Raw genomic sequence first — 12437 nt, forward strand, 5'->3', positions numbered from 1 at the left:
GCTACGGCAGCGCAAACTTTGGCATAATGGCAGACCATGAACACCACTTCACCACGCGCCGAAGAGCGCAGCTTCGACACCGCCCACTTCCGCCAGGCGCTGGGCCAGTTTGCCACGGGCGTGACCATTATTACCACCCGGCTGGCCGACGGCAGCTTCCGCGGCCTGACCGCGAGTTCCTTCAATTCGGTGTCGCTGGAGCCGCCGCTGGTGTTGTGGAGCCTGTCCAACGGCGCCAACAGCATGCCCATCTTCACCGGCAACTCGCACTATGTGATCAATGTGCTCAATGCCGAGCAGGCCCATCTGGCCAAGAAGTTCGCCACCCGCGGCATCGACCCGTGGCAAGGACTGGAATACGAGCTGTCGCGCACCGGCCAGCCCATCATCAAGGGCGTGTCGGCCTGGTTCGAATGCCATAACCGCAGCCGCTACCCGGAGGGCGACCACGTGATTTTCGTCGGCGAAGTGGAATTCTGCGCGTTTTCGCCCTCCCCGCCGCTGATTTTCCACAGCGGCCAGTTCGCCGGCCTCGGTTAAGCCACGTCGAAAAACGGAAATTGGTGTCGCTCTTTGAAAAGCCGGCACCGGGGCGGCGGCATAGAATGCTGGCAGCATTCATCATCATAATGAGAGACTATCCATGAGCCAAGCCCGCGCCCAATTCCACTGGGATGACCCCCTGCTGCTGGACCAGCAACTGACCGACGACGAACGCATGGTGCGCGACGCCGCCGCCGCCTACTGCCAGGACAAGCTGCAACCGCGCATTCTGGAAGCCTTCCGCCACGAGCGGATGGACACCTCCATCTTCCGTGAAATGGGCGAACTGGGCCTGCTGGGCCCGACCATTCCCGAGCAATACGGCGGTCCCGGCCTGAACTACGTGGCCTACGGCCTGATCGCGCGCGAAGTCGAGCGCGTCGACTCCGGCTACCGCTCGATGATGAGCGTGCAATCGTCGCTGGTGATGGTGCCGATCTACGAGTTCGGCACCGAGGCGCAAAAACAGAAATACCTGCCCAGGCTGGCCAGCGGCGAGTGGATCGGCTGCTTCGGCCTGACCGAGCCCAATCACGGTTCCGACCCGGGCTCGATGATCACCCGCGCCAAAAAAGTGGCCGGCGGCTACGCCCTGAGCGGCGCCAAGATGTGGATCACCAATTCGCCGGTGGCCGATGTGTTCGTGGTGTGGGCCAAGGACGATGAAGGCGCGATCCGCGGCTTCGTGCTGGAAAAAGGCATGGCGGGCCTGAGCGCCCCGGCCATCCACGGCAAGTTCGGCCTGCGCGCCTCGATCACCGGCGAAATCGTCATGGATAATGTGTTTGTGCCGGAAGAGAACGCCTTCCCGGAGGTGCGCGGCCTGAAGGGGCCGTTCACCTGCCTGAACTCGGCACGCTACGGCATCGCCTGGGGCGCGCTGGGCGCGGCCGAGTCGTGCTGGCACACCGCGCGCCAGTATGTGATGGACCGCGTGCAGTTTGGCCGTCCGTTGGCCGCCAATCAGCTGATCCAGAAGAAGCTGGCCGACATGCAGACCGAGATCACCATGGGCTTGCAGGGCTGCCTGCGCCTGGGCCGCATGAAGGATGAGGGCACGGCGGCGGTGGAAATCACCTCGATGATGAAGCGCAACTCGTGCGGCAAGTCGCTGGACGTGGCGCGCATGGCGCGCGACATGCTGGGCGGGAATGGTATTTCGGACGAGTTCGGCATCATCCGCCACATGGTGAATCTGGAAGTCGTGAATACCTATGAAGGCACCCACGACATCCACGCCCTGATCCTGGGCCGGGCGCAAACCGGCATCCAGGCGTTTCAGTAAGGTTTAGCGCAGGGCGATCGCGCCGGGGTAGCCCAGCGCGGGGGCCGAGCCGCCGAGCTTGAACACCGAGACCATCTGCGCCAGCCTGCTGGCCTGCTGCTTCATCGCCTCGGACGCGGCGGCCGATTCCTCCACCAGCGCCGCGTTCTGCTGCGTCACCTGATCCATCTCGATCACGGCCTGGTTGATCTGCTCGATGCCGGTGGTCTGTTCCTGGCTGGCGTCCGTGATCTCGTCCATGATGTCGGTCACGCGGCGGATGCTGTCCACCACTTCCTGCATGGTGGTGCCGGCCTGCTCCACCAGCCGGCTGCCGGCATCGACCTTTTGCACCGAATTGTCGATCAGCGCCTTGATTTCCTTGGCGGCCGCCGCGCTGCGCTGGGCCAGCGTGCGCACCTCCGACGCCACCACCGCGAAGCCGCGCCCCTGCTCGCCGGCGCGGGCCGCCTCCACCGCCGCGTTGAGCGCCAGGATGTTGGTCTGGAAGGCGATGCCGTCGATCACGCCGATGATGTCGACAATCTGTTTGGCCGAGTCGTTGATCGACCCCATGGTGCCCACCACTTCCGACACCACGGTGCCGCCCTTGACCGCCACCTTGGCGGCGGCCAGCGCCAGCCGATTGGCCTGGCGCGCGTGGTCGGCGTTTTGCCGGACGGTCGAGGTCAACTCCTCCATCGACGAGGCGGTTTCCTCCAGCGAGCTGGCCTGCTCCTCGGTGCGCGAGGACAGGTCGGCCGCGCCGGACGCGATCTGCTGCGACGCCGAGGCGATCATGTCGGTGCCGCCGCGCACCTCGCCCACCATGACCACCAGGCCGGCGTTCATGTCCTTCAAGGCCTGCAGCAGTTGGCCGGTCTCGTCGCGGCTGGTGACCTCGATGTGGCTGGTCAGATCGCCGGCGGCCACGGTCTGCGCCACCCTGACCGCCGCGCCCACCGGACGCACGATGGAGCGCGTGATCAGCCAGGCGATGAGCGCCCCCAGCACCACCGCACTCAGGGCGAACAGGGCCACCTGCAAGCGGGTGCCGCGGTAAATCGCGCGCGCGTCGTCCACCGAGATGGCGGTGATCTCGTTCTGGAACTGGGTCAGCGCGTCCAGCGCCGCGTACCAGCGGTCCTGCGCCGGCCGTACTTCCGTCAGCAGCATGCTGGTGGCCTCGGCGTCCTTGTCCAGCACGGCCAGGGCCACCACCTTGTCCATCAACACCGTGGTTTCCGCGCGCCGGGCGTCGATCAGGTCGAGCAATTCCTTGCCCTTGGCCCGCGTCACCAGCGGCCTCAGCTTTTGAAAGTTTTGGTCATAGCGCTCGCGCTGGCTGACGATCCGCTTGACCTCCGGTGCCCGCTGGGCGTCGTCGGAAAACAGGATCACGTTGCGCACCGCGATCGAGTTGGTTTGCACCGCGTCGCCCATGTCCGTCAGCAAGGCGATCTTCACCATATTGCCGTTCACGATCTCCTCGAACTGATCCTCGATTTTCGCCATGCTCGACAAGCCGACCAGCGCCAGCGCCAGCATCAGTACCAGCACCACGGAAAAACCCAGCGCCAGACGTCCCCCAATTTTTATATTTTTCATTTCGTCCCAGTTTAGTTTTTTTTGGATAGCCCAACGCTAACCGTAGCCGATTTAGGGACAAATCCCTACCAGCATTTCCTGATAGCTTTGTAGGGAAATCCTGCATTTCACATCCTGTCCGCGCATAAAAAAACCCCGCCTTCGAAAAGACGGGGTTTAGCGTTCAGGCCGCCTCAATCGGCGGCGTCAACGGTGTCAGAAGCCTTTGAAGTTGTAGCCGATGCTGACGTTGACCGCCAGCGGGTCCAGGCGCACGTCCTGGGTCTGGCCGGTCGAGTAATGCGCCTTGGTCTTCAGCTTGGTCTTGATGACCGAGGCGTCCAGGAACCACTTCTCGTTGATCTTCACCGTGCCGCCGAGCTGGACGCTGGCGGTCAGCTTGTCGTCCAGCTTGAACGTGGCCGGCGCGCCGCCGGTGTTCAGCACGGCGGTCAGCTGGCCCGAACCGCGCTCCTTCTGGAACATGGCGTAGGTCACGCCCAGGCCGACGTAGGGACGCACCACCGCGTCCGGCTTCAGGAAGCGGTACTGGATGAAGGCGGTCGGCGGCAGCACCTCGGCCGACGCCAGCTTGCCGGTGCCGGCGATCGAACCGGCGCCGTACAGGTCGTGCTTGTACGGCAGGCCCAGGTCCAGCTCGGCCGAGATGTTATCGGTCAGCATGTAGGCGATGGTGAAGCGCGGCTTGGTGTCGGTGCCGACGTCGGTCTTGGTGTTCGGCAGCGCCGGCGCCGACACGTTGCCCGACTCCACTTTCGGGGTGATCTTGTTGGCGCCCAGCGTACCGATCCAGGTGCCCGCTCCCTGTTGTGCCGATGCAGCCGAAGCTACCGTCATGGCGGCGGCCAGCGCCAGCAGTTTTACCGTGTTTTTCATAGTGTCTCCGTATGATGATGTGTGATTACAGCCAGCCCTTGGTCACCAGCGCCATGGACACATAGCGTGCCAGCAGCAGGTGGTTGTACGGAGTTGGGTGCACATCGTCGGCGAAGGACCAGTGGCTGACGTCGCCCGATTTCAGGTTGCCGCCATTGCAGACCAGCGAGCTGCTCAATGCATTCTTGGTGGTGTCGGTGATAATGCACGCCGGCTCGGCCACGTTGGTCAGGCCGTATGGGCCAGGGTTGGTGGCCTGGTCGTGGCTGACGGCAAACACGTCCACCAGCACCACTTTCGACTCGCCGGACAGGCCGGAAGCCAGGGCGGTGTTGAAGGCGGAAACGGCGGCGTTGATCAGCGCCTGGGTCGAGGCATCCTTGGTGCGGCCGGACGGGGTGGTCGCCACGTCAGGCAGGTTGTTCACCACCACATAATTGGCGCCGTTGGCGAGGATCTGGTTTTTCACCAGGCCCACCAGCTCGACGGCGGCCTTGCCCATGTTGGTCACCACGGCAGGACCGTTGGCGGCAGCGTAGTCGGCGCCGGCCTTGGTGCCCGCGGCGGTGCCGGCGGCGGTGGCGTCAGCCCCGGCCTTCAGGGTGATCGGACCATAGACGGCTTTGTCGGCCACGCTGGCGGCGCCCGGCTGCACGGCGGCGGCGCCGATGGCGGCCAAGGTGATGCTTTCGCGGGTGCTGCCGGCACGCGCGCTCTCGGTGGCGACGGCGGCCGTGATGGCGGCGGCGGCGGTGGCCGGATCGGTGGCCTTGGCGGCCAGTTGGCTGACCAGGCTTTGCACGTAGGTTTGCGCACCGGCGGCGGCGCCGGCCGCGTTGCCGGCGGCGGTGGCCGCCGCGCTCAGTTCGGCCAGCTGGGCCAGGATTTCACCGCCGCCGCCGAATACCAGCACCAGCTCGTCACCCTTGAATTTGCCGCCGACGGCTTTCAGGTGGTTGGCGATCTGGGTGGTGATCGGATAGGTCAGCGCGCCGACCGGGCTGCCGGTGGCCTTGTGGCCAGAACCGACCGGGTTGCTGATGCGCGAACCGCCCATGGCGTAGTTGTAGCAGCCGGCGTGCGCGGTGGCGGGCACCGAGAAACCTTTGGTGGCGTCGCCATCCAGGCCGGTGACGGCGGCGCAAGGCGCGGACAGGCCGATCTGGGCGGCCAGCAACTCGGTCCAGGTTTTGCCGGTGAGCGTTGAGTTGATCGAAGTATTATCGCCGTTGATGGTGAACTTGCCGCCCTTAAGCGCGGCAACGGTACCCACGGCGTAGGAGCCGACGTCGGACAGGCTGTCGCCGAACGTCACCTCTGCGCTGTATTTGATTTTGACGGATTGATTGCCCGGCGCCGGATCGGTGCCGCCGCAACCCGCAAGGACGGCCAGGGCCATTGCAGCAAGTGCAAATTTGGTTTGACGCATGTTGTCTCCTCTGAATATCTTTTTGTCTGGTGATGCGAACGGCCGTGCTATTCGCATCCCAACTAATATGCCAGTCCTGACCACGCTTGTATAGAGCAACGCCACTAAAAACAGCGGTTTGTGAGCAAAAAAGAACGCTTGCTCGGTGGACCTTAACCTATATCAAATAGCAACTCACCGAGATGGTGCAGAATCGAAGAAGGCGCGCGCCTCGCGCAGGCAGAACGGCGCCACCAGACCCGCGTGATAGGCGTCTTTGACCGCCTGGTCGGCGGCCGCCGCGCTGCCGGTCTGATCCAGCGTGGCGCGCCGCACCAGCGCCTTGGCGGCGGCGAATTCCACCCGCGTGGTGCGGTAAGGTCCCAGCACCGCGTTGTCGTCCACATCCAGCACGGTCAGCGGCAAGCTGGCGCTGGCCTGGGCGCGGAAGTAGGCTTCGGCGGCGCTGGTGTTGGCGTACGGGACCACCGGATCGTTCGCGCCGCCGCACAGGAACATCGGCAGGTTGGGCGTGTAGGTGCGCAGATCGTTTTTCAGCAGCCACTTACGCAAGGACTGCGCCGGCGCGCAGTTGAGCGGCGCGGCGCTGCTGGCGTTGCATGGATGGTCCTTGAGGTCGGCCAGGTAGGCGTTGCGGTAGCTGGTCTTGATCAGATGGTCGGGACCGAAGAAGCTGCCGTAGCCGGCCGCCTGCGGCAGCGAATCGGATGCAAACAGCACATCGTTCGGCAGCTTGCCGGCCGCCACCAGATCGCCCAGGCTTTGCGTGCCCGGCAACAGGTCGGCGATGGCGGCCGCGTACGGATTTTCGTAGATGTCGCCGGTGCTGGTGTACAGCGCGGCGCCGGCATGCTGGCCAGCGTTGATCAGCATGGGAATGAAGGCGGCCGAACCGGTGGTGGGCGCGCCGCCGAAGATGGCGTCGCCGAACTGGCTCAGCGCGTACGGGCCGGACAGCGGCGCCGCCGCCGTGACCGTGAATTCCGTCACGTATTTGGTCTGCATGGCGCGCTGGGTGGCCATGGCCACGAAGCCGCCCTGAGAGTAACCGCTCACCATCAGGCGCGCGGAAGCGCTGGCGTTGACGCTGCCGAACGCGCTGCGGGCGGCGCGCAAGGCGTCGATCATGTCGGCCGCTTGCTGCTCGGCGTCCAGGTAGGGATGGTAGCCGGCGGTGGAGCCGGTGTAGCCGACGTAGTTGGGCGCCACCACAATGTAGCCCTGCGCCGCGAACAGGGCGGCGATCAGGCGCGGCTCGCTGGACGACAGGTCGGCCATGTCGGTGCTCTTCCTGACCGAGGTGCCGTGCGCGTACAGCAGCACCGGGCGGCCGCCCTGGCAGGCGGCGTTGCCGCCGGACGGCACGTAGATGGCGCCGCCGGCCGGGGTGTCGGCGGCCAGGGAGTCCACGGTATGGTAGGTGTAGCGGTAAGCCGTGACGGCACAGGTCGGGTTGCCGGTGATGCTGCTGCCGAAATCGGTTTGCGCATCGACCAGGGCCTTGAGCGTGGCCGGCTCGACCGTGTTGACCACCACGCCGGCGCTGACGGTGACCGGCGCCACCGTGGCGCTGCCGATCAGCTGGCCGCGCAGCGATACCGGCGGTGATGGCGGCGTGACCACCACGCCGCCGCTCTGGTTGCCGGCGTTGCCGCCGCCACCACCGCAGGAGGCCAGCAGCAGAACCAGGGGAAGCAGTGCCAAACGAGCGTCGCGCATAGTACATCCTTGCAAGATGGCCGGGCGAGTTTTTCGGCCGACAACAAAAACATCTTAGCAGGGAAGCAATGCGCGAGCGACACGCCGCAGGGCAACAATGACGTCCTATTTTTGCAGCAGCGCCTCGATCACGCCGGCCGAGCCGAACACCGAGCGGCGCAGGCGGTCGTTGACGCCCAGCCAGGCGTTGTCTTGCGGCGGGGTTTCGACCAGGATCAGATCGGAACCGGTCTGGTCCATGTCGCGCAGCGCCGCGTACAGGCCATAGGCGTAGCCGGCCGGATCGGCCGGCAGCTTGCGCTGGGCCGCCACCAGCGACGGCAAGGCGTGGCCGATCAGCGCCACCTTGACGCCCTTGGCTTGCAGATTGCCCAACGCGGTGCGCAAGGCATCGGCCGCCAGCATGGTGACCGGGGTGCGCGGCGCGTAGTGCGATTCCAGCGTGCCGGAGGCGCGCGGCGCGGCCTGATCGGGCGCGGCCGGCAGCATGCCGATCACGTCGGCGATCTGCTGCGCGCTGATGTGGCCGGGACGCAGCAACACCGGGCCGTGCGTCGCCAGGCGCGACATGTCGACGATGGTGGATTCGATGCCGACCTGGCTCGGGCCGCCTTCCAGCACCACGCTGAGCGCGGATGCCGAACAAGCGGCGTCGCCGTTGAGGGCGCCGTCGTCGTGCGCGTCGAGGCCGAACTCATCGCGCACGTGCTGGGCGGTGGTCGGGCTGACGTTGCCGAACTTGTTGGCCGATGGCGCGGCCACGCCGCCCTTGCCGCCCTTGAAGGCGCTCAGCAAGGCGATCGCCACCGGGTGCGACGGGCAGCGGATGCCAACCGAGTCCTGCCCGGCCGAGACGGCGTCCGGAATTCGCGGATGGCGTTTCAGGATCAGCGTCAGCGGGCCGGGCCAGAAGGCTTGCACCAGCTTGCGCGCCTCTTCCGGCACATCGGTGGTCCAGTAATCCAGATCGGCGCCGGGCGCGACGTGCACGATCACCGGATGGTCGTGCGGGCGGCCCTTGGCTTCGTAAATGCGCGCCACGGCGGCCGGGTTTTCCGCATCCGCGCCGAGGCCGTAGACGGTCTCGGTCGGGAAAGCGACCAGGCCGCCCTCTTCCAGCACGGCCGCCGCGTCGGCGATGGCGGCCTGGCCGGCAACGGTGGCGGACAGCTGCTTCACGGCGCGATTCCCAGGATAGCGCAGGCGGCGTTGAGCTGCTGCTGCGCTTGCTCCAAGGTCGGCGCGATGAAGGTCAGGTGCCCCATCTTGCGCGCGCGGCGCGGATCGTCCTTGCCGTACAGGTGCAGATTGGCGCCGGGCAGCGCCAGCACTTCATCCCACGCCGGTTCGCGCGGCTCGTTGCTGTCGCCTTCGAACCAGACGTCGCCCAGAATGTTGAGCATGACGGCCGGCGAATGCTGGCGCACATCGCCCAGCGGCAGGCGCGCCATGGCGCGCACTTGCTGCGCGAACTGGCTGGTGACGCAAGCGTCGATGGTGTAGTGGCCGCTGTTGTGCGGACGCGGCGCCATCTCGTTGACCACCAGCGAACCGTCGGTCAGCACGAAGAATTCGATGCACAGCACGCCCACGTAGCCGAGCTCGGCCACGATGGCTTGCGCCGCCTGCTGCGCTTTCAACGCGCTCTCGTCCGACACGTTCGGGCCGGGCACGGTGGTGGTGAACAGGATGCCGTCGCGGTGCACGTTTTCCGCGATCGGGTAGACCACCGACTCGCCGTCATGGCCGCGCGCGGTCAGCACCGACACTTCGTAGGCCAGCGGCAGCATCTTCTCCAGCAGGCAAGTCACCTTGCCCATGGATTCAAACGCCGCCTGCACCTCGGCGCGCGACTTCACGCGCACCTGGCCCTTGCCGTCGTAACCCATGCGCACGGTTTTCAGGATGCCCGGCAGCAGATTGTCATCGATGGCGTCGATGTCCGCCTGCGAGGCGATCACCTTGTGCGGCGCCGGCATCACACCCGACTTGCCGGCGCAGCTGACGAAGAACGATTTCTCGGCAATGCGGTCCTGCGCCACCGACACGCCATGCGCATCCGGCGCCACAAACACCGACTGCGCCAGGCGCGACAGGCTGTCGGCCGGGACGTTTTCAAACTCGGTGGTGACGGCGGCGCATTGCGCGGCCAGCGCGTCGAGACCGGCGGCATCGCTGTAGCCAGCGTTGACCAGGCGCTGCGCGACCTGGCCGGCCGGGCAACTGGCGGCCGGCTCCGGCACAGGTTCGAGAACCGCGACCTGATAGCCCATGGCTTGCGCAGCCTGGGCAAACATGCGGCCCAGCTGGCCGCCGCCCATCACGCCCAGCCAGGCTGGCGGATGGGCTTGCGGCAGGATGGGTTTCAACTTCGTATCACTCATTATTCAAGCGGCAGGGTCATGGCCTTGGCGGCCTCGGTTTGCGTAAGGCGGAAGGCTTCCAGCTTGGCGGCCAGCGCGTCGTCGGTCGATGCGATCATGGCCACGGCGGTCAGCGCCGCATTGGCGGCGCCCGCTTCGCCGATGGCGAAGGTCGACACCGGCACGCCTTTCGGCATTTGCAGGATGGACAGCATGGAGTCTTCGCCGCGCAGGTACTTGGACGGCACCGGCACGCCCAGCACCGGCACGATGGTCATCGCCGCCACCATGCCCGGCAGGTGCGCCGCACCGCCGGCGCCGGCGATGATGGCGCGCAGGCCGCACGCACGGGCGCTCTTGGCGTAGGCGTACATCTCGTCCGGCATGCGGTGGGCCGAGATCACTTGCGCCTCGAACGGCACGCCGAATTGCTTGAGGATGTTGACCGCGTTCTGCATCACGTCCCAGTCCGAGGACGAGCCCATGATGACGCCAACCAGTGGTTTGTTCTGATCGCTCATCGCTCAGGCCTTCAGCTTTTCGCCGGTCAGGCGTTCGATGGCTTCGAAGTACTTGGCCTGGGTTTTGTTGATGACGTCGGCCGGCAGCGCTGGCGCCGGCGCGGTCTTGCCCCAGTCCAGGGTTTCCAGGTAGTCGCGCACGAACTGCTTGTCGAACGATGGCGGCGAGATGCCGGTGGCGTACGAGTCGGCAGGCCAGAAGCGCGAGGAGTCGGCAGTCAGCACTTCGTCCATCAGGTGCATGACGCCGTTTTCGTCCAGGCCGAATTCGAACTTGGTGTCGGCGATGATGATGCCGCGGGTGGCGGCGTATTCGGAGGCCTCGGTGTACAGCTGGATGGCGACGTCGCGCATCCTGGCGGCCAGTTCGGCGCCGATGCGGCTTTCCATTTCCTCGTAGCTGATGTTCTCGTCGTGCTCGCCGAGGTCGGCCTTGGCGGCCGGCGTGAAGATCGGCTGTGGCAGCTTCTCGGCCTGCTTCAGGCCTTCCGGCAGCTTGATGCCGCAGACCGAGCCGGTGTCCTGGTAGTCTTTCCAGCCCGAGCCGATGATGTAGCCGCGCACCACCGCCTCCACCATGATGGGCTTCAGGCGCTTGGCCACCACGGCGCGGCCTTTCACTTGCTCCACTTCGTCAGCGGCCACCACCGACTCCGGCGCCACGCCGGTCAGGTGGTTGGGGACGATGTGGCCCAGTTTCGAGAACCAGAAATCGGTCATCTGGTTCAGCACCATGCCCTTGCCGGGAATCGGTTCATTCATGACGACATCGAAAGCCGACAGGCGGTCGGTGGTGACGATCAGGATCTTGTCGTCGCCAACTGCGTAGTTGTCGCGGACTTTGCCGTGGCCGAGGAGTGGCAGGGACTTGATGGAGGACTGGTAGAGGCTGTTCATAGCAAGGAATGTAATGAAAAAGCAAAAACCGGCAAAGGAGGCATCCCTCGTTCGCCGGTTGAAAGAGGTTAATCCAAAGGGACTAACCCGTTATTTTACTTCACAATCTGGGCCAGCTCGCCGGCGGCGTAGCGCGCGGCCATTTTTTCCAGCGGAATTGGCTTGATTTTCGACGCCTGGCCTTCGCAGCCGAACGCCTGGAAGCGCGCGCGCACCACTTGCTCGGCGGCGGCGCGGGCTGGCTTGAGGAAGTCGCGCGGGTCGAACTTCGACGGGTTCTGGAACATGAATTGACGCACGGCGGCGGTCATGGCCAGGCGGATGTCGGTGTCGATGTTGATCTTGCGGACGCCGTGACGGATGCCTTCCTGGATTTCCTCCACCGGCACGCCATAGGTTTCCTTCATGTCGCCGCCGAATTCGCGGATGATGGCCAGCAGTTCCTGCGGCACCGACGACGAGCCGTGCATCACCAGGTGGGTGTTCGGGATGCGGGCGTGGATTTCCTTGATGCGGTCGATGGCCAGGATGTCGCCGGTCGGCTTGCGGGTGAACTTGTAGGCGCCGTGCGAGGTGCCGATGGCGATCGCCAGGGCGTCGCACTGGGTCTTCTGCACGAAGTCGGCGGCTTGCGCGACGTCGGTCAGCAGCTGTTCGCGGGTCATGGTGCCGTCGGCGCCGTGGCCGTCTTCCTTGTCGCCCTTCATGGTTTCCAGCGAACCGAGCACGCCCAGTTCGGCTTCCACCGTCACGCCGATGGCGTGCGAGAACTTCACCACTTCTTTCGACACTTCCACGTTGTACTCGTAGGAGGCCACCGACTTGCCGTCGGCTTCCAGCGAGCCGTCCATCATCACCGAGCTGAAGCCGGAGCGGATGGCGGCCATGCAGACCGCCGGCGACTGGCCATGGTCCTGGTGCATCACGACCGGGATGTGCGGGTAAGCTTCGATGGCGGCGTCGATCAGGTGGCGCAGGAAGGCTTCGCCGGCGTACTTGCGGGCGCCGGCCGAAGCCTGCATGATCACCGGCGCGTTGAGGGCGTCGGCGGCAGCCATGATGGCCTGCACTTGCTCCAGATTGTTGACGTTGAACGCAGGGATGCCATAGCCGTTTTCAGCGGCATGGTCCAGCAGTTGACGCATGGATACGAGGGACATGGTGATACTCCAATAACAATAAAAAAACCTGTCACACCGCCCGTCGTCATCCCCGAC

General features: G+C 65.4%; 11 protein-coding genes. 2 read left to right on the forward strand and 9 right to left on the reverse strand.

Translation table 11 applies throughout. The features are described 5' to 3' along the window. Window positions 1-36 precede the first annotated feature (36 nt). Together GM676_RS07530 and GM676_RS07535 are read left to right on the forward strand one after the other, a co-directional pair. Window positions 37-540, forward strand: coding sequence for a flavin reductase family protein (locus GM676_RS07530; protein ID WP_155462873.1), 504 nt, complete (start codon window positions 37-39; stop codon window positions 538-540). A 103-nt stretch (window positions 541-643) separates the two neighbouring features. Further along, window positions 644-1828, forward strand: coding sequence for an acyl-CoA dehydrogenase (locus tag GM676_RS07535; protein ID WP_155462875.1), 1185 nt, complete (start codon window positions 644-646; stop codon window positions 1826-1828). Window positions 1829-1831: 3 nt separating this feature from the next. On the opposite strand, the gene GM676_RS07540 is transcribed toward GM676_RS07535, so the two are convergent. The 9 genes from GM676_RS07540 to fba form a co-directional block, all read right to left on the reverse strand. Next, a complete protein-coding gene (locus GM676_RS07540) occupies window positions 1832-3415 on the reverse strand; it encodes a methyl-accepting chemotaxis protein (RefSeq protein ID WP_211923177.1) in 1584 nt (527 codons plus the stop codon). Window positions 3416-3610: 195 nt separating this feature from the next. Then, complete coding sequence (locus GM676_RS07545; protein WP_155462877.1) at window positions 3611-4291, reverse strand: OmpW/AlkL family protein; 681 nt, start codon at window positions 4289-4291, stop codon at window positions 3611-3613. Between the two features lie 25 nt (window positions 4292-4316). Further along, on the reverse strand, window positions 4317-5720 hold the full coding sequence (locus tag GM676_RS07550) for an SGNH/GDSL hydrolase family protein (RefSeq protein WP_155462879.1): 1404 nt from the start codon (window positions 5718-5720) through the stop codon (window positions 4317-4319). 174 nt (window positions 5721-5894) lie between these two features. Further along, window positions 5895-7439, reverse strand: a complete 1545-nt coding sequence (locus GM676_RS07555; RefSeq protein ID WP_155462881.1) for an alpha/beta hydrolase family protein — start codon at window positions 7437-7439, stop codon at window positions 5895-5897. Window positions 7440-7544: 105 nt separating this feature from the next. Continuing rightward, a complete protein-coding gene (locus tag GM676_RS07560; protein ID WP_371866148.1) occupies window positions 7545-8618 on the reverse strand; it encodes an L-threonylcarbamoyladenylate synthase in 1074 nt (357 codons plus the stop codon). After that, window positions 8615-9823, reverse strand: coding sequence for a 5-(carboxyamino)imidazole ribonucleotide synthase (locus GM676_RS07565; protein WP_155462883.1), 1209 nt, complete (start codon window positions 9821-9823; stop codon window positions 8615-8617). The genes GM676_RS07560 and GM676_RS07565 overlap by 4 nt, the downstream gene beginning before the upstream one ends. Continuing rightward, window positions 9823-10323 (reverse strand): 5-(carboxyamino)imidazole ribonucleotide mutase, encoded by a 501-nt coding sequence (gene purE, locus GM676_RS07570; RefSeq protein WP_155462885.1) that lies wholly within the window; start codon window positions 10321-10323, stop codon window positions 9823-9825. The genes GM676_RS07565 and purE overlap by 1 nt, the downstream gene beginning before the upstream one ends. 3 nt (window positions 10324-10326) lie before the next feature. After that, the gene (locus GM676_RS07575; RefSeq protein ID WP_155462887.1) at window positions 10327-11220 is read right to left on the reverse strand and encodes a phosphoribosylaminoimidazolesuccinocarboxamide synthase; all 894 of its coding nucleotides are present in this window, start codon (window positions 11218-11220) and stop codon (window positions 10327-10329) included. Window positions 11221-11315: 95 nt separating this feature from the next. Then, window positions 11316-12380, reverse strand: coding sequence for a class II fructose-bisphosphate aldolase (gene fba, locus GM676_RS07580; RefSeq protein WP_155462889.1), 1065 nt, complete (start codon window positions 12378-12380; stop codon window positions 11316-11318). Between the last annotated feature and the right edge of the window lie 57 nt (window positions 12381-12437).

Origin of the sequence: Duganella radicis, from assembly GCF_009720825.1 — a bacterium.
Taxonomy (GTDB): Bacteria; Pseudomonadota; Gammaproteobacteria; order Burkholderiales; family Burkholderiaceae_D; genus Rugamonas; species Rugamonas radicis.